Origin of the sequence: Arthrobacter sp. UYCo732 (assembly GCF_040547265.1) — a bacterium.
Classification (GTDB): domain Bacteria; phylum Actinomycetota; class Actinomycetes; order Actinomycetales; family Micrococcaceae; genus Arthrobacter.
In genome coordinates this window covers 72,182-88,400 of the sequence record NZ_JBEPPJ010000002.1, presented here as the reverse complement: position 1 = coordinate 88,400, position 16,219 = coordinate 72,182, and the positions used below count along the sequence as shown (strand labels likewise).

Here is a 16,219-nt window from a genome sequence, read left to right as displayed (position 1 = left end):
TCGGAACGAGAGATCAGCCTGGGTGAGGTGACCCCCGTGACCGCGTTGCCTACGCATGTTTCCGGGTATGAGCGAAAAGAATTTCAAAGACCGCGTCCTGGACAGCACCGCCAAGGACAAGAATGAAATTGAAGACTGGATGTACGGCCCCGGAGGCAAAGTCCTCGGCGCCATCCTGGTCCTCCTCGGCATCTGGACCGTCGTCCGGATCTTCTGGTCCTGATGAACGGCATCTACGGCCGCGCAGCCACCGGGCTGCAGGATTCCTCGTGGGCGGTGAACGAGAACGTCGCCAGGATCGGTGCCAAAGGTGAACAGAAAACCGAGGCGCTGCTGAACGGGTTCGGCAAGAAGGCAGCAGTCCTCCACGACCTGCGGATCCCGATCCCCGGCTTCAAAGCCAACATCGACCACGTCATCGTCTCGGGTAAGTCGGTGCTGCTGATCGACTCCAAGATGTGGAAGCCAGGCTTCTACTGGTCACTGCTCGGCTACCGCCGTGGATGGGAGAAGACACCCCACATCGGCAAATCCCAAGAGTACGTGTCCCGGGCGATGACCACGTTCCTGCAGGGAACCGGCGCTAAAATCCTCACCCCGCACCTGGTGGTCTGGTCCTCCCGCGACGGACAGCCACTGTCCACCTGGCTGTTGACCGTTCCGGGCGCCGACGTTATCAACGGCCTGCGCATCGTCCCGGCCGTGAAGTCCTTCGTCCGCGCAGGCTCCGCGGACCCTGCCATCGTCCGCAAGCTCCAGGAACTCCTCGTCGCCCCGGCCGCCACCAAGCCGGCACCGCACTGGTCCGACGCTGACCAGTTCAAAACCCCGGTCCGGCCGGCGCGCATCGACGTGTACGCCGACGACGACCCCTTCGCCTGAAAGGAAGGTTCTGTGGCATCCACGTCCTACATGCATCTCCCTCGCGACCAGCGTCTCACGAGCCACCGCAGGTTCATTGACCTCAACCTGGTGGCGATCTGCATAGCCATCTTCGGCGCGCTCATCGACAAAAGCCAGGGTGCCCAGGTCATGGCTATAGCCCTCGGAGCCATCGGTGTCATAGGCGTATTTCTCGGCGGCTTCGCTCTGCTGTACGAAAACAACCGCAGCGTCTTCGTCACCGAACTCAAGAGGCGAAGCGCCGGAACATCCACAGACCAATGGAAGTCCTTCGGTGATGTGAACCCTCCCGCGGCCGAGATCGCCGCCCGTACCGCCGGCCTCCTTGTGGGCTCCGACCACGTCTCGTCCGCTGTGGCGCTCCTCAATATGCAAGGTACCAAGGAGCCCTCCAGTGTCCACTTCTCCATCCAATACCCCGACGGCCGGCTGGAGCTCCGCGAGGCCCCGAAAGAGCTCTCAACCTGGGCGATGAGAAAGTTCCCGTCACCGATGGAGCTCGGTCGGGATTGGCGCCTGGCCCTCGTCTGCACCGCGCACGGCGTCACCACAGTGAGCATGCTCAACGAAGACCAATACACCGCGCTCATTTCATCTGCCGGACTGAACGCCGAGGTGCTGCGGCGCTTCCACCCACTGCCGTCGGCGACCGGCCCGCGCACTGCGACCGCCGCCGTGCCGGCAGACGCATAGAGAACCCAGAAGCTTCACCTAGGAAAGGCCATCATGGCGGCACCACGCAGGAATCAGGTACCAGGCAAACCGATCACCCCGCTGGTGATGCTCGGCGCCACCGCGGCGGCCGGCTACGCCATCTACCAGGGCTACCCCGGCATCGCCGCGATCTGGGCCGGGCTGCTCGTGTCCGCGTGGACGTACCCGCCGGCGATGTTCACCGGCAAGAAGGACGCCCGCGGCTACCCTTCACCCGCGCACCCGGGCGAGCAGGCCGCCATGAACAAGTACCGGCTCTGGGAGGACCTGAAGTTCAAGCTCGCCCTGCCCAACCCGGACTGGCTGCCCGGACTCAAGCCGCGCCTGTCGTTCCTGGTTGCGGTCTGGGCGGGCGCAGCCGCGTACCTGATCCCCGTCGTCGATGAGACCTACACCCAGGGCTACGGTCCGCTGATCAACGCAGCTGCCGCGTTCATCTCTGTCGCCCAGTTCAGCGCCTCCCGCCGCCGCACCCAGGTCGCCGACGATGAGAACCCCGGCGCACGGGTCGACGCCCTCATCGCCCTGGCCCGCAAGAACGTCGCCAAGGTCATTGGCCTGTTCATCGGCGGCATCGTTGTTGGCGGCACCGTCGGCACCATCGCAACCGTCCTGCTGCCCCTGGCCACCACCGCAGCCTCCGTCCCGGCCATCCCCGAGCCGGCCATCTGGGCGCTGTGCCTGACCGGCGGCCCGCTCGCGCTGCTTTCCCGCGCATGGATCACCGAGGCGCTGGAACACTGGCGGGTCGTTGTCGCCGCCCGCGAGGAATGGAAATCCCGCTGGGAGATGCTCAAGCAGGACCCGGCACCGCGGCTCATTGACCGGCAGGAAGTCGGCGCCGCCATCATCGACACCTTCGATGCCCCTGCCAGCACCGGCGCCATGCCGTACTGGGTGATGGCCGACAAGATCAGCCCGACCCTGGGCACCGGCGCCAAGTTCGCCGTCCTGGACGTCCCCAACCTGGACTCCAACAACTCCCCGGTCCCCGGCACCAAGCACCCGCTCCGCTTCGAGATCGTCCGCTGGCCCTCGGATCAGATGCCCGACATCACCGACCCGGCTACACCCAAGGACGTCGTCTACCAGCTGGTCCGCTGCGCAATTGCCTGGGCCGCCGACGGCGTCTACTCCCGGCCCGTCATCGACGACGTCCACCTGCTCACCGTCCCGCCGGCCCCGGCCGGAACAGCTGACGACGGCGCCGAAGAATCCGCTGCGCCCGCCCCGACGGGTAGCTCCGTCTGGGCGATCACCTGGTTCCTGCCGGATGGGCCGCCGGCCTCGTACATCCGGGCCAACGGACGCAATGAAATGGCCGAGGCCCTTCAGGCCCACGTCCTGGTCGATCACCGTGCCCAGAACGGCAACGGCTGCGCGTACGCCGGCGCACTCCTTGACGCCGACACCCAGTGGGATCCGAACTCCGGGCTGAGCACCAAAGACATGAAGAAGCTCGCCGACGAAGACCAGTGGAACAACCGCTGGGCCGAGGCTGCCCCGAAGCACAAGGCGAACCCGCCGGTGATGGAAGCCTCCACCGCCAACACCGCCCGGCTCAAGAACGGCGTCACCATCAACACGCTGTCCTTCATCACCCGCCAGGGCATGACCCCGCACGACTTCTTCCTGTTCGAACACGCACTGCCCTCCACCCTGAACGCCGCACCGTTTGTCGCGATGACCGGCTACCCCGGCTCAGGCCGCCGGCTCGGCGAACGGCACCCGCAGGCCTTCAGCGTCTACTGGGCCTCCGAAGCCGTCCCGGCCAAGCCGGATGATCTGGCCCCGGTCCGCGGCTCCGATGCTCCCCGCTGGGTCCTGGCCGGCCTCGTCAACCAGGCGTTCAAGGCAGCCAAACTCGCTGACCGCCCGGAAATCGCCGCCGCGACCTGCCTGACCAAGGACACCTCCCGCGGCCACATCTGGAAGATCGACCTCCGCCTGTACGGCGGGGTCACCCTCAACGACGTCCGCGGTATGGCCCAACGGATCAAGCAGCATTGGGCTGCCGAATGGCTGCGGGTCGCCGCGTCCCAGGACGGTTGCACCATCGTTGTCGGCACCAAGCCGAACAAGCCGGGCGTCCAGCTGGCCAGCCCTCGCCATGAGCAGTACCTCGAATCCCTGAACTGGGACCAGGTCTTCCTCGACTCCGGGATCTCCGGCATCGGCGGGCTCATGCCGGTCCTGACCAACGTGGATCACATGCCGCGGAACCAGCAGGTCTCCATCCTGGACTTCGAGCTGCCCACCGGTCTGGACTTCACCTCCTTCACCGGGGTCCGCACCAAGCTGGAGTCCAACTCCGGCAACTCTTTTGTCGAACCGCGCCGGGTCAAGAACCGGGCCAACGCCATCCAGCTGCTCGCCTGTGAGGTGAACCCGATGCCGGAACGTGCCGGCTATGACTGGGACTTCATCCTCGAATCCGAGGTCATCCCGTTCGCCACAGGTGTTGACGGTGAGCCCGTGGCATACAACTTCAAGGTCGACCCGCACCTACTGATCGCCGGCGCCTCCGGTGGCGGCAAGTCGGTGCTGCTGCAGTCACTCGCGTACGGTGCACTGATCCGCGGCTACGAGCTCTACGTCGCCGACCCCACCAAGGGTGGCGCCGACTTCAAGTTTGCCGAACCGTACGCCAAGGCGTTCACCGCGACCCCGTTCGAAGCCGCTGCCATGATGAAGGGCATCTATGCCGAGGTCCTGCGCCGCAAGAACCTCAACACCGGGCACGGCGTCGGTAACTACCGGGACCTGCCGGAAGAGATCCGTCCCAAGCACATCGTCATCCTCCTTGACGAGTTCACCTCGCTGATGGGCCAGGACCCGGTCCCGGCCGCCAGCGACGATCCGGACATGGACATCGAGCGGGACATGATCATCGCGACCAACCGGGCCAAGACCGAAATCGGCGTGTACACCGGAAAGATCGCCCGTGAAGCCCGGTCCGCCGGTGTCACACTGTTCCTGGCCACCCAGAAGCTCTCCGCGAAGATGCTCGACACCATCCCCGGCGCCGGAGACCTCAAGGTCAACCTGTCCCGGCTCCTGATGGGCAAGGCCACCTACGGCGACAAGCAGTCCGCACTGCGGGCACCCCAGGACGCCCCCGACCTCGGTGACGCCATCCCGCCCGGACGCGGCCTCTTCGAAACCACCGCCGGCGCCGCCATGGCCATCCAGGCCTGGTACGACCCTGCCGAGCAGGCTGTCCTGCGCGAGAAACTGGCTGCAGAGATCGACCCCCTCGACGAGGACGAGCTGCTGGACCTGACCCCGTTCATGATGAAGCTGCCGGAGGCTCCTGGTGAGATGCCTGCACCGGCAGTGACGGCTCAACGCCCCGCAGCGGCAGTCGTTGATTTGGGAGAAATCGAACTCGAGCTCGACGACCTGGACTGGTCCGACATGGACCTCGGGACCGAAGAAACTGCCGAGACGGTGGAAGGCGAGCCGGGAGCCGAACTCCTTCCGGGGGCCGCCTCCGAGGAAGAGCTGGTCTGGGACGAGGAGGACTCTACTGGCCCCGAAACAGATGTTGACTCCGAATCGGCACTCCTTCTGGACGTCGACGGGGTCATCGCACCGTTCACGCACCGTCAGGGCCTGGACCACCTGGCAGCCCCCGGGCACGGGACGGTCATGTTCGACCCGACCATCATCGCCCGTCTTGCCGGCGTCCCTGTCGCCCAGGCCTGGCTGACTTCCTGGGAGGATGACGCACCGGATAACTTCGGTCAGCTGTTCCCGCGGGCAACGGAAGTTCTCATCGCCGACACCGAGGAGACCGGCTGGTGGAAGATCGACGCCGCCCTGGACTGGATCAGGGAGAACCCGGCCATCCGCCGGTTCGTCTGGATCGATGACGAACTGGCCTCCGAAGACGTCATCCTCGGACTGTCTTACCGCGACATCGCCGCGGAAGCGTTCGAGACCGCCGGGGTCGACGCGCTCCTGGTGGTGCCCAACCCGGATCAGGGTGTCACCGATTCGGACCTGGACGAGATCGAGGCGTTCTTCGGTGTTGGCCGCGCACCGGCAGTTGTTCCCGTCGCAGTCGTTGCCGATGCACCGACTGAACCGGCTGCACCGGACGAGCTGGACTGGGCCGAGATGGAAGCTCCCGTAACTGCGCCCACACCGGTTCCGGACGACGATGACCCGTTCGCCGATGAAGTTCCGGCGGCGCCATCTAAAGCTGTCGTGCCGGACGAGCTCGCCGATCCGTTCGCCGATGAGGCGCCGATACGGAAGAAGCGCTTTGTCCCGGACGACGATGACCCGTTCGCCTGAGGGGGCGGTCAGCCGACCTTGGTCCAGCTGCCGCAACTCCTGCTGACGAACCCTTCACCCGGGTAAACAGTGACGACCGGTCCCTGGGGCGCGAACGAGATGAAGTCATTGGCAATCGTTCCGCCCTGGGGGCCGGTGCGTTCCCAGTAGCAGTCGTGGACTCCGTTGGCCCCGGACGGGACGCTCACCTGGAAGGAGCCGGCTGCGATGTCCCTGCCGACTACGAACGTTCCGTCCCCCATTGCGGTCTTCGGTGCCGGCGGTGTTCCGCCGGCGACCCGGGCCAACTCGCCAGCGAACGGGGCGTCGGGGCACATTGCCAGGGCCGCCTTCGCCTCGGACCTGATCTTCGGCCCGCCAGCGGGGTATTCGCCGTACTTCGTGTCCCACCCTTCCTCCGGCGGCAACGCGCAGAGCATCAGGACCGACCCGAAGGTCCCCGACGGCAGGCTGATGTCTCCACCGTCGGCGCCAACCTGCTGCACAATGGCGACCTCATCCGGTTCCAGGGTGAAACGGTCCCGGTACCAGGTGCCGCCGACCTTCAGATCGCAGGACTTGAGCTTCGGGAAGGAAGCCGACGCCCAGATCATCTGCGGCGAGCTGAACAGCTGATTGTCTTTCGCCGTGATGGCACTTCCCGAAGTGGAGCACCTGAAGTCGTACCGGATGGCCCGTTTCTTCGCCGCTTCCTTGGCGTCAGCGACAGCCTTGGCTTCACCCTGGGTGCTGTCGACCTTCAACGTCACCACCTCCGTTGCCTGAACGTCGCCGCCGGCGGCCGGATCCACGCTGATGACCTGGGCCGTATCCAAGGGACGGCCGGTGAACTTCACCCCGTCGGCACCGACAGCCTCGTACTTGAGGCCGGCCCCGACCAGGGTGTTGTGGGCTTCAGCGAAAGGCTTGCCCACCACGTCGGGAACGGTCTTCGGCGCCACCGAGGCAGTCGGGCTCGAAGTCGTCGTATCCGCCGCCGGCGTCCCGCATCCAGCCAGCAGCAATCCGACACACGCGGCAGCCACACCGATCATCCTGAACTTCACAACATCCCCCTTATTGCTGACCCCCATGTGGGCTCATCCTATGTGTCCGCGCGAGAACAGCCCTGTCCTGGCGCATTGTGTCATGGGAAGCCCTGACGGGAAGATTCATCAACGTCTCCGCACACATGGGTCGAAGACCAGCCGTTCCGACAGAGAGACCCAGGCCATGAGCAATTTGACCGCCACCGAGATCACCACCGCAGAAGACTGGGAATCGCAGCCCATCGGCACGCTCGCCCGGGTCGGATACATCGAGCATGATGACGACGGCGCCGACGTCGACGAGGGCAAGAAAATGACCATCCTCCGCGTTGAGGGTGACGTCCGCACTAACATCGGCGACTACATGCTCGCCGGCGGCAAGTACTGGGCCGAGGTGTGGGGCTGGGAGAACGGCGCCTACGCCATTGACTCTGCCTCGATCCCCGATGAGGAGGACTCCAGCCAGGCGTCCGATGCCGTGCAGAACGCTGTCGCAATTGTTGACGAAGCCATCCGCGTCCATGAGCAGCGCGTGCGAGACATCAACAACACTCCATACTCCGAGTATGTGAAGATCCCACAGGAGCTTCTGCCGCCCAAGTCCCCGGCACGCGCCGTGGTTGAGGCACTCTCCGCTGCCGGCTGGGCTCCCCCGGTCAAGTACCCGGAAGGCGTTCAGGTGTGGACGATTTCCGGGCTCCCTGACGGCGGCCGGTCCGACGGCACCCAGGTGTACCTGTCCCTGCCGAGCCGAAAGGACGAGCACCGATTCAAGTTCCAGGACCGCGGTGACATCTGGCTCGACAAGCCAACCGTCTCGGTGAACTTCGAGTTGCCCTATCGCGAGGTCTGACCCTTCGTGGGAGGACAGGCAGGCGAAGGAATGTTGGCACATACCGATACATATGTAACGGTTAGCGCATTGACACTATGCGTAACACATGTAACGGTTAGTGTATGGACCCTCTAACAGTAATGGCGGCTGCCGAGCGCTTGGGCCGGAGCAAAATGTCGGTTCACCGGCTCATCACCTCTGGGCAGCTTTCCGTCACCGGAAGAGCGGGTAAATCCCTTCTCATAGAACCCAATTCCGTTGAGCGACTGGCTTCAAGCGGGACGCGCCACGGACGGGCATGGACCGCCAAGACAGCCTGGGCTGCGCTGGCGCTGCTGTCCGGCCAGAACCCCACCTGGATCTCGGCGTCGGAGAAGTCGCGGCTGAAGAAACGACTCAGCACCCTGGATGCCAAGGCCGTGTGCGTCCTGGCACGGAACAAGGACCGCACCTTGCGCTACCGTGCAACACCCGACGCGCTGCTCGCTCTCAGCGACTACCTGATTTTCAGCGGTGCGACCGCCATGCGGGACGAGTCCACGGCCGAGACGTTCGGATTGACAGGCGGCAGCGGCATCGCCGAAGGCTACGTCATGGCCGGCGACGCACAGGCCCTTGCCAACTCCTTCGGCCTGGTTGAAGACCCGGAGGGCAACGCCATCATCCACGAGGTCGAACTGGAGGAACCCTTCACCGAAGGACGGGCACCCGTCGCCGCCGTGGCGGTCGACCTCATGGGTTCGCTGGCCACCCGTGAACGCAGCGCCGGCCAGCGCGTGATCAACGAACTCCTCCATGTCTGAGCACGAACTGGCCGCTGTGGCCGACGAGCCCGCCGACACCCGCGAAACCTGGGACGTCCCTGTCCCGCCCGGCGGGTGGGGCACGCCCTGGCCGCAGTGCGTCGAGCTGGCCAGGGCTCTGCCCTCGACCCAGTGGACGTTGGTGGGCGGGCTCATGGTCCAGCTCCATGCAGCCGCGGCCGGCCTGGCCGTCTCCCGTCCGACAGCAGACGTCGACATCGTGCTACACATCGAGACGGGTGCCGCGACGACGCGGTCGGTGTTGGCGGTCCTGAACAGGCTCGGCTACGTCTTGCAGAAGTCCATCGATCAGGACGCCCCGGCCCACCGCTTCGTGCGAGGTAAGCAGCAAATCGATGTGATGGTCGCGGACCATCTAACCCCTGCGAAAGTCCCCACCATCGGCGGCCGCAAGCCGTTCCAGATGGCCGGCGGTACCCAGGCGCTGCAGCGGACCGTCAACTGCCGGATGACTGCCGACGACGACGGCCCCGTGCTCATCAGCATCCCCAACGCACTCGGAGCCCTGGTCCTGAAAGGAGCTGCCTACCGGGAAGACTCCCGCGACAAGGGCCGCCACCTTGATGACGCCGTCGTCCTCTGCGCCACCATCAGGACGCCACTGGTGACCGCAGCGCAGATGAAAGGCAGCGACAAGTCCCGTGTCCTGAGCCTGCACAAGGTACTTTCCGACCCGGCGCACCGCTCCTGGCAACTGCTGGAGCCGGCCGACCGGATACCGGCGATGGATGCGCTCCGGATCCTCGCGGCCAACCACAGCCTGCCGCCGGTGAACCGGCTCAAGAAGGGCTGAGCAGCAGCAGCAGCAGCAGCAGCAGCGTCACGGTGGCCACCATGATGATGATGATGATGATGATGATGATGATGATGATGATGATGATGATGATGATGATGATGATGATGATGGCATCCCCATGGGTGTCCAGACGCGGCCGGCCGCAGCCGCACACAAGTCAGGTATGACGACATCCCAGCTCCGCGTATCCCGCGGCATCCCCGCCGGCGGCCAGTTCGCCGCGGACATCCACACTGAACCCACCATCAACCTCGCCCTCAGTGGCACGCCGGCGGAGAACCTCAGCCGGTCATTGGTCGAGATTCCCGAACTGACACCGGAACAGATCACGCGGCTGCGCAGTAGGAAGACCCCGATCCGGGACGCCATGGCCCGGCACGGATTGTCCGACATGCCCTCCATGAAGGAAACGGATGACCGGATCCGCGCCATCCGGGACAGGCTCAACGGCAGGTCCTGACCACCCGACGCAAAAGGGTCTTCGGAGTCACTCCGGGGACCCTTTGCCATGGGGCCGCACACATCAGGGGAAGAAACCGATTCTTCCGATGTGAAAGGACTGCCCGCCGCCATGATGGGAGCCCACCACGCAGCCTGCGGCGCCGCCGCCTGGGTTGCCCTGACGACCAATATCCACGTCAACACTTCAGCCCTCGCCGAGAAGGTTCCGTTCCTTCCGCATTACCTGGACATCGGTTTCGGCCTGTTCGACGTCAGCCCGGTCGGGATCGTCACCGGCGCCCTCGTTACCGCCGGAGCCGCAATGCTCCCGGACGCGGATCATCACAACGCCACCATCGCCCACTCCCTGCCGCCGCTCTCCAACGCCATGTGCGCAGGCATCGGCAAAGTCTCCGGCGGCCACCGCCACGGCACCCACTCTGTCGTCGGCATAGTCGTCTTCGTTCTCGTCGCCTTCCTGGCCGGGCTCTGGACGTACGAGCTGGAAGGCTTCGGCACCATCTACCCCGGCGCCGGCATCCTCTCGGTGCTTCTTGTCTCATTCGCCGCGAAGGCCCTGAAAATTATCCCGGACCGGATGCGGAAGTCCCCGTGGGCGGTCGGGCTTACCGTCGGCGCGTTCATCACCTTCTTCGCGCCTCAGGAGCAGAACTGGTTCCCGATCGCGATGGGCATCGGCGTCATCATCCACATCCTCGGAGACATGATGACCACCGAAGGCTGCAACCTGGCTTGGCCGTTCGCCATCAAGCCGCCGAAAGCGATCCGCAACCTGCCCGTCCTTAAGCAGTGCTGGCACTCCAACGGATACATGACCATCCCAGTCCTGGGCCACGCCGGATCTGTTCGGGAATGGCTGCTGTTGGTCCCCATCGGGGCGTACGCGATCTTCGGCGTCGGCTCCACCCTGGTTGGCATGGGCCAGTCCGGGCTCACCGACCTGGTCGCACTGGCCTCCGGGGGCTGATAGCCTGCCTCGGCGCGACATAACCGCAGGTCAGGGCGCTTTCAGCCACTCCGCCAGTTCGTTTCCACCACCCACAAAGGACTATTCATGAGCACACGACTCCGCACCGCCGCTGCATTGCTTGCCACTGCAGCGGAGCTGACTTCATGCACCGTCGGGAACCAGAACCCGCCAGCGACCGACACCGGTGTCAAAGGTAATGCCCCGACCGGCGCACCGGCAGTCACGCCCACCCCGACTCCGACCGCTGACGCATTCATGCCGGAAGTTGAGACGCCGCCATTGCCCGCGGCCCCCGGCGGTCGCGGCCAGGCCTCGGTGCCGCAGGGACTCGTCGGCGGTGAGTCGATTCCTGATGCGGAGCTTGCCGGCAGTCCCACGGCCAAGCACATGCGCTTCATCGCGAGCCGGCTCGACGACTACCTCGCAGCGAACGGGGTCCCTGCTAACTGGGCGCCACGCGTCCATGAAGGCAACGTCGAGCTGACCGAGGAAGAAGGCCAGGACTGCTGGTCGTACATCTCGGTGATTTACACCCAGGCCGAGCAGGACGCCTGGAACAACGACATCCAGACCCCGTACATGTGCTACCCGGACGGCAGCTACAAACTCAGCGGCTGGAGCAAGACCGGCACCGACCCGAAATTCTTCGACTTCAACTCCAGCCTCGAATACGGGTCCGGCAAGGGCTTCGTCACCGGCTAACCGCGTGCCCCGTGGCGGCCGCGTACCGCCGCTCCAGAAGCCGGTCACCCGCCCGGCGCGGCGGTAACGTTGGTAACGGGTAACGACGTTACGCTTGTTACCAAAGATCGGAGCATCATGGCCACAGAGCAGACCCCAGAAGAGCGCGCCGCCGCAGCAGCAGAGGCACTGGCCGCCGAAGGCGCCGCCGTCACGGCACGCTCAGTCCGTGACCGGTCCGGCGTCAGGATGGCGCTGGCCGCCGAAGCCGCCCGCGCGTGGAACGACCAGCAGTCCAAGGAAGCAACTGTGCCGGAACCGCCGGCCGCCGTCCAGGCCCGTTTCGCGGCGTTGTGGCGGGAAGCGGTGACGCTGGCGCGCGGTGAATTCGCCGAAGCGCGCACCGGCTGGGAAGCCAGGATCGCCAAGGCCGAGGAAGAACGTAACGGCACGGCAGAAGACCTCGGCAAAGTCGAAGACGAACGGGACAAGGCCCTGAAGGAAGCGACGAAAGCAGCCGAAGCCGTCACCACGCAGCGCTCCCGAGCCGACAAAGCTGAAGGCCGTACGGAAGCCATCGCCGCGGAACGTAACAGGCTCGTGGAAGAGCGGGACCGCCTCCTCGCTGACATCTCAGAGCTCCGGAACCAGGTCCGCGACCTGGAAGTCACGCGCGAAAACCAATCGACGACCGGGCCGCCGCTGCCGCCGCCGGCTAATCCTCCGGCATAGCCCCGGTGTACAGCAGGGCAATACCGTTCAGCCCGGCGATGGTTTCGTCAATGGTGTCGCGGACCATCTCATGCTCGATCAGTTCGGTCACATTCTCCGTTGCCCGCCGAAGGGCCAGGAAGTGGAGTGTTTCGTGCGTCCTGGCTTCCAGGACGCTTCCCGCCAAGTGCACCATCTGGTGAAGATGATCGATAGCATGCCGGATGTACTCTTGACCGGCTTCCGGAATCGTCGTCAGCAACTCCGGATACTCAGGGTCTACGTCATGGGCAGGGCCGGTCGCAGTCCCCACTGAGAGCCAGTGCTCCGGGACGTCCTGCTCGTCGTCCTGCTTCCAGTACACCTGGAGGTGGGTTGGATTCTTCGTGGCAGGGTCGCGGGTTGTTGCCCTGATGTTGAGATTCCCGAGCGGACTCTCCTCCAGCATCACCCCTGCCAGGAAGCCCAGCCGGCAGTGGCTGCCGAACAGGTCAGCCAGTTGATGCCATGGCCGCACATCCGGTCCGACATCTTTCAATGCACCGTTCATGGCCGCGTAGGCGACCGAGTTCAGTAAGTCGAATGCGAGGCCGAACTCCTCAGTGTTCAGCTCGTCAAAGATGGCGGAGGCGGCGTCGTGGATCTCCGCAAGCTGCTCAGTCAAAGCTGCGACCTCGTCGGCTTCTTCCTGGTCTTCCCCCGGGAACACGAGCTCCGGTGAGTCCATGCGCTGCACACTTCCGGCTACATCGACCCAGTTGAAACCGTCCTCGTCTGACCACACCGTCACCGTCAACTGGTCGCTTACGTCCAGGAAAGCTCGGGTGGCGAGCCGGTGCGCGCCGGATGGCCCGTACTGCCCGAACTCCACCGACTCAAGGTCACTCGCAGCACACAGATGCTCCATGTCGGACACCAGTTCGCTGTCCTCGTCGAACTTGGCACCGTCGGGGCCGGGACGTGACCCTGCGACACCCTCGTCAATGGCCTGGTTCAGCACACCAAAGGCCAGGTCCACGTCGGTCTGGCCGCGGTGCACCGGTGATCCGAGTTTCAGTAATGTGAGCATGGCGTCGATGCCGCTACGGAGAGCCTCATCGCCGCTGACTGCCTCATGGAGATCCGCGCCAAAGTCGGCCTTGTCTGGGTCCAGAGGCAGGATTCGGCCGGGCCCGTGGGGCATCTGAGAGATGTGCAGCCACAGCCCCTGTTTGAAGCCTTCATCCTCTACCAGGCCGTCGCTGTTGCCGCGCCAGAGCGTGAGCAGCATGTCCTCGTGGCCGGCAAGGTGTTCCCCGGACATAAGGCCCACCACAGAGACGATGCCGGGGTGCCGGTCGAACAGCGGCTCAAACCTGAGCTGGTCAAGGACACCTACGAGCTCTGCAGCGAGGTCGCGGATGAGCCAGTACGCCTTCGGGTCCTGCTGCTCGTCGGTCACAGGGGCTTCCTCCCATAGTCGGCATCTGCCGCCACCAGACTATTACAGCGTCGACACTCAACCGCTGCGCCGCACACATAGCGGGCATGGAGAACATCACAAACCGAGTCCCGGCCGGCATCACTACGGGCGGACAGTTCGCCCCCGCACCGCACAGCGAACCCGCATTGTCGCTCATCCCCGCGCCTGTAGACGGGCCCGACTTCGACTACGACTTTGAAGCAGACCGCGGACCGGGTCTTCGCAAGGAACTCGAATCGCTGCCGAAAATTCCGGTGCGGTTCGCCATCAACGCCTCTCGCGTCTCAGACCTCCTCCGTGACTCCTACTCGGTGTACTGGACAAACGGTGAAGCTCCCCAGACCAGGGCGGATGCCGTCCGAAGCTTGGAGGATGCACTCTCCTACCTGCCCCGGGACCAGCGGGAGCACCACCTGCAGCTGATCCGCTTCGCCGTCCACGAGGAAATGAAGCATTGGGCTGACCGCGGCCACGTCCTGAATCCCGAGCACAAGTACGAGCTGCTCATCGACGAATCAGACTACCGGGATGAGGATGACCTGCTCGAGAACGGCCAGGAGGAGAACCGGGAACGCTGGGAGCTGCTGGCCAACACCGCAGCCTTCCACGCCGTCGCCGCCCACAACGTCTCACCTGTTCACCGGCAGGTCCCGGCTGTCGCCTGACACGACAAAGGCCGCTCCCCCATTCTCGCGGGGAGCGGCCTTTTTGTGGAGCGGATCAGGCCTTCCTGGCGTTGCCCCGGACAATCACCAGGACAGCAAGGACCGTGACGGCCAATGCCACCGGCAGGATGATGGTGAAGGCGCCGGGGAGGCCCGAGTCCCGGCCGCCCAGGAAGCCGAGACAGGCAATGACGGCCAGCGCGGCAAAGGAGGCCACCAGCCAGGGTGTTGCTCCTCCGCGCTTGCGCTGCTTGGCCATGATGACGATCCCGGTGACCAGGCAGCCGATGGAGCCGACGATGAGGAAGAAGTTCATCCACCCATTCAGTGGTGAGCTGGCGCCGCTGTGCCGGGAAAACAGGAACATGCCGGCGGTGAAGATTCCGAAGACGAAGAGGACGAGTGCGACGACGCCGGTGGCGATGCGCAGACCTGACGCCGGAGGTTTCGGCTGCCAGTTCGCCGGCGGCCCGTACTGACCGGACGGGTAGGGGTAGGGCTGCTGGGCCGGCGGCTGGCCGCCGGGCTGTTGCGTGCTCAAGTGTTCTCCTGCGCTTGGTGGATATTCGGCGGGGGATGCCGCCCCCATTCGAGCAGACAGAAGGACCCCCAAAGGGTCAGTGTATGCCGGGCCCGGGGAGCATCTACGCATGTTCCCCACACATGAGACATATGAGAGAAAGTTTCGATAAGCCCATCGCCCTCATCGACATGGACGGGAACTGGCTTCAGTGGGGCGTGCGCCTCAACCAAATCCTGCTCCGTCTGGACCCGTCCTTCCCGATCGTCGATGACGACAAGCGCACCGGCTGGGATGACCTGGCCGGCCCGGGCGGCGACCCTACGGTCCTGAAAGCTGCCATGAACCACCCCGACCTGTACCACGATCTGGAGCCGGTTCCATACTCGGTGGAGTCCATCCTGGAGATGGCCGACGAGGGATTTGATGTGTTCCACTGCTCCACGCCGACGTGGACGAACCCGGGGTGCGTTCCGGGGAAGCTAGCCGCCATCGATCGGTATTTCGGGCCGAAGGCGGTGGACCGGCTCATCCTCACCCACGACAAAACCATGGTCCAAGGCGATGTCCTTATCGATGACAAAGGCATCATTACCGGCGCCGCGGTGCCGTCCTGGAAGCACCTGATCCACGACCAGTCCCACAACCGGTCCGTAACCGGGGTACCACGAATGTCCGACTGGCGGGAATGGCGCGGACACGTCTACCCGCTGCTGGACCGTATTTCCGTCTAGGGCCCGTCGCCTCCTGAAAGGGTCGCACACGCTTCGGCGTTGCGGCCCTTTCCTGCGTTTCCGGCGGCCCCCGCCGTGGTTCACTGAAGCATCTGAGGAGGGGGACGGCGATGTCAGGGAAAGCACTCTTGTGGGCCGGCGCGGGCCTTGCTGTTTTGGTCGCCGGCGCCGTGGCACAGCTCGTCGCAGGAGGTTCCGACAACGAAGAGCCTCCGTCCAGGACCGTCCTGGTGGAGTTCCGGGCGCCCGGGAATTCGACGGCGGCGACGGTGTCATGGAGTGCCCCCGACGGCACCCGAACGTACACCGGAGAGCTGCCGCTGATGAACACCAACGGGACCCAGGGAGTGTCCTACGTGATGCCCCGGGGCACACCGGTGAGGATCACTGTGACAAATGAGGGCGGCATGGGATCGACGACTTTGGGGTTCGCCGGCACTGTTGGCTGCCATATTTGGGTGGACGGACGGCTGATTGCGAACGAAAGCGCCAAAGGGTTCCACTCCTCGGTGACCTGCAGAGTGTCGGCTGACTGGTGAAACCGTCTTTGCGAACGCAGTTTTGGGGACCGCCGGATGCCATCCTGATCGGCACAAAGAATTTCCCGGAAAC

The 16,219-nt window shown here is 64.8% G+C and carries 18 protein-coding genes; 14 read left to right on the top strand and 4 right to left on the bottom strand.

Features of this window, described 5'->3' with window-relative positions; genetic code table 11:
* The first annotated feature begins 67 nt into the window (after positions 1-67).
* The 4 genes from ABIB45_RS03445 to ABIB45_RS03430 are packed head-to-tail and all read left to right on the top strand — an operon-like array spanning position 68 to position 5,919.
* Positions 68-223 carry a hypothetical protein gene (locus tag ABIB45_RS03445; RefSeq protein ID WP_354214534.1) on the top strand — a complete coding sequence of 52 codons (156 nt, stop codon included), beginning with the start codon at positions 68-70 and terminating at the stop codon, positions 221-223.
* Complete coding sequence (locus tag ABIB45_RS03440) at positions 223-882, top strand: nuclease-related domain-containing protein (protein WP_354214533.1); 660 nt, start codon at positions 223-225, stop codon at positions 880-882. The genes ABIB45_RS03445 and ABIB45_RS03440 overlap by 1 nt, the downstream gene beginning before the upstream one ends.
* Before the next feature lie 12 nt (positions 883-894).
* Positions 895-1,596: a hypothetical protein gene (locus ABIB45_RS03435; protein ID WP_354214532.1), complete on the top strand. Its 702-nt coding sequence runs from the start codon at positions 895-897 to the stop codon at positions 1,594-1,596.
* A gap of 33 nt (positions 1,597-1,629) precedes the next feature.
* A complete protein-coding gene (locus tag ABIB45_RS03430) occupies positions 1,630-5,919 on the top strand; it encodes an FtsK/SpoIIIE domain-containing protein (RefSeq protein WP_354214531.1) in 4,290 nt (1,429 codons plus the stop codon).
* 8 nt (positions 5,920-5,927) lie between these two features.
* On the opposite strand, the gene ABIB45_RS03425 is transcribed toward ABIB45_RS03430, so the two are convergent.
* The gene (locus ABIB45_RS03425; RefSeq protein WP_354214530.1) at positions 5,928-6,992 is read right to left on the bottom strand and encodes a PASTA domain-containing protein; all 1,065 of its coding nucleotides are present in this window, start codon (positions 6,990-6,992) and stop codon (positions 5,928-5,930) included.
* A gap of 139 nt (positions 6,993-7,131) precedes the next feature.
* Between ABIB45_RS03425 and ABIB45_RS03420 the strand changes: the two genes are divergently transcribed.
* The 3 genes from ABIB45_RS03420 to ABIB45_RS03410 all read left to right on the top strand — a co-directional run bounded on the left by ABIB45_RS03420 (position 7,132) and on the right by ABIB45_RS03410 (position 9,399).
* On the top strand, positions 7,132-7,800 hold the full coding sequence (locus ABIB45_RS03420; protein WP_354214529.1) for a hypothetical protein: 669 nt from the start codon (positions 7,132-7,134) through the stop codon (positions 7,798-7,800).
* Between the two features lie 104 nt (positions 7,801-7,904).
* A complete protein-coding gene (locus ABIB45_RS03415; protein WP_354214528.1) occupies positions 7,905-8,585 on the top strand; it encodes a DNA-binding protein in 681 nt (226 codons plus the stop codon).
* A complete protein-coding gene (locus ABIB45_RS03410) occupies positions 8,578-9,399 on the top strand; it encodes a hypothetical protein (RefSeq protein WP_354214527.1) in 822 nt (273 codons plus the stop codon). Before ABIB45_RS03415 ends, ABIB45_RS03410 begins: the two co-directional genes overlap by 8 nt.
* On the opposite strand, the gene ABIB45_RS03405 is transcribed toward ABIB45_RS03410, so the two are convergent.
* Positions 9,386-9,556 (bottom strand): hypothetical protein, encoded by a 171-nt coding sequence (locus ABIB45_RS03405; RefSeq protein WP_354214526.1) that lies wholly within the window; start codon positions 9,554-9,556, stop codon positions 9,386-9,388. The genes ABIB45_RS03410 and ABIB45_RS03405 overlap by 14 nt on opposite strands.
* A gap of 9 nt (positions 9,557-9,565) precedes the next feature.
* Here ABIB45_RS03405 and ABIB45_RS03400 point away from each other — a divergent pair, with 9 nt between their 5' ends.
* The 4 genes from ABIB45_RS03400 to ABIB45_RS03385 all read left to right on the top strand — a co-directional run bounded on the left by ABIB45_RS03400 (position 9,566) and on the right by ABIB45_RS03385 (position 12,247).
* The gene (locus ABIB45_RS03400) at positions 9,566-9,862 is read left to right on the top strand and encodes a hypothetical protein (RefSeq protein WP_354214525.1); all 297 of its coding nucleotides are present in this window, start codon (positions 9,566-9,568) and stop codon (positions 9,860-9,862) included.
* A gap of 90 nt (positions 9,863-9,952) precedes the next feature.
* Positions 9,953-10,831, top strand: a complete 879-nt coding sequence (locus tag ABIB45_RS03395) for a metal-dependent hydrolase (protein ID WP_354214524.1) — start codon at positions 9,953-9,955, stop codon at positions 10,829-10,831.
* 87 nt (positions 10,832-10,918) lie between these two features.
* Positions 10,919-11,536: a hypothetical protein gene (locus ABIB45_RS03390; protein ID WP_354214523.1), complete on the top strand. Its 618-nt coding sequence runs from the start codon at positions 10,919-10,921 to the stop codon at positions 11,534-11,536.
* Between the two features lie 117 nt (positions 11,537-11,653).
* Positions 11,654-12,247 (top strand): DNA-binding protein, encoded by a 594-nt coding sequence (locus ABIB45_RS03385; RefSeq protein WP_354214522.1) that lies wholly within the window; start codon positions 11,654-11,656, stop codon positions 12,245-12,247.
* Here the strand turns inward: ABIB45_RS03385 and ABIB45_RS03380 are convergent.
* Positions 12,231-13,667 (bottom strand): hypothetical protein, encoded by a 1,437-nt coding sequence (locus ABIB45_RS03380; RefSeq protein WP_354214521.1) that lies wholly within the window; start codon positions 13,665-13,667, stop codon positions 12,231-12,233. The two genes, ABIB45_RS03385 and ABIB45_RS03380, sit on opposite strands and share 17 nt — an antisense overlap.
* Positions 13,668-13,753: 86 nt before the next feature.
* On the opposite strand from ABIB45_RS03380, the gene ABIB45_RS03375 reads away from it, so the two are divergent.
* On the top strand, positions 13,754-14,353 hold the full coding sequence (locus ABIB45_RS03375) for a hypothetical protein (RefSeq protein ID WP_354214520.1): 600 nt from the start codon (positions 13,754-13,756) through the stop codon (positions 14,351-14,353).
* A gap of 55 nt (positions 14,354-14,408) precedes the next feature.
* On the opposite strand, the gene ABIB45_RS03370 is transcribed toward ABIB45_RS03375, so the two are convergent.
* Positions 14,409-14,894 carry a hypothetical protein gene (locus tag ABIB45_RS03370; RefSeq protein ID WP_354214519.1) on the bottom strand — a complete coding sequence of 162 codons (486 nt, stop codon included), beginning with the start codon at positions 14,892-14,894 and terminating at the stop codon, positions 14,409-14,411.
* 131 nt (positions 14,895-15,025) lie between these two features.
* Here ABIB45_RS03370 and ABIB45_RS03365 point away from each other — a divergent pair, with 131 nt between their 5' ends.
* Positions 15,026-15,607, top strand: a complete 582-nt coding sequence (locus ABIB45_RS03365) for a 5' nucleotidase, NT5C type (RefSeq protein ID WP_354214518.1) — start codon at positions 15,026-15,028, stop codon at positions 15,605-15,607.
* A gap of 110 nt (positions 15,608-15,717) precedes the next feature.
* On the top strand, positions 15,718-16,146 hold the full coding sequence (locus ABIB45_RS03360; RefSeq protein WP_354214517.1) for a hypothetical protein: 429 nt from the start codon (positions 15,718-15,720) through the stop codon (positions 16,144-16,146).
* The last annotated feature ends 73 nt before the right edge of the window (positions 16,147-16,219 follow it).

What these genes read in the sequence shown, in the direction of transcription:
- ABIB45_RS03445 (WP_354214534.1), top strand. Translation starts at nt 68, where the DNA reads ATGAGCGAAAAGAATTTCAAAGACCGCGTCCTGGACAGCACCGCCAAG.
- ABIB45_RS03440 (WP_354214533.1), top strand. Translation starts at nt 223, where the DNA reads ATGAACGGCATCTACGGCCGCGCAGCCACCGGGCTGCAGGATTCCTCG.
- ABIB45_RS03430 (WP_354214531.1), top strand. Translation starts at nt 1,630, where the DNA reads ATGGCGGCACCACGCAGGAATCAGGTACCAGGCAAACCGATCACCCCG.
- ABIB45_RS03425 (WP_354214530.1), bottom strand. Translation starts at nt 6,992, where the DNA reads ATGGGGGTCAGCAATAAGGGGGATGTTGTGAAGTTCAGGATGATCGGT.
- ABIB45_RS03420 (WP_354214529.1), top strand. Translation starts at nt 7,132, where the DNA reads ATGAGCAATTTGACCGCCACCGAGATCACCACCGCAGAAGACTGGGAA.
- ABIB45_RS03415 (WP_354214528.1), top strand. Translation starts at nt 7,905, where the DNA reads ATGGACCCTCTAACAGTAATGGCGGCTGCCGAGCGCTTGGGCCGGAGC.
- ABIB45_RS03410 (WP_354214527.1), top strand. Translation starts at nt 8,578, where the DNA reads ATGTCTGAGCACGAACTGGCCGCTGTGGCCGACGAGCCCGCCGACACC.
- ABIB45_RS03400 (WP_354214525.1), top strand. Translation starts at nt 9,566, where the DNA reads ATGACGACATCCCAGCTCCGCGTATCCCGCGGCATCCCCGCCGGCGGC.
- ABIB45_RS03390 (WP_354214523.1), top strand. Translation starts at nt 10,919, where the DNA reads ATGAGCACACGACTCCGCACCGCCGCTGCATTGCTTGCCACTGCAGCG.
- ABIB45_RS03385 (WP_354214522.1), top strand. Translation starts at nt 11,654, where the DNA reads ATGGCCACAGAGCAGACCCCAGAAGAGCGCGCCGCCGCAGCAGCAGAG.
- ABIB45_RS03375 (WP_354214520.1), top strand. Translation starts at nt 13,754, where the DNA reads ATGGAGAACATCACAAACCGAGTCCCGGCCGGCATCACTACGGGCGGA.
- ABIB45_RS03365 (WP_354214518.1), top strand. Translation starts at nt 15,026, where the DNA reads ATGAGAGAAAGTTTCGATAAGCCCATCGCCCTCATCGACATGGACGGG.
- ABIB45_RS03360 (WP_354214517.1), top strand. Translation starts at nt 15,718, where the DNA reads ATGTCAGGGAAAGCACTCTTGTGGGCCGGCGCGGGCCTTGCTGTTTTG.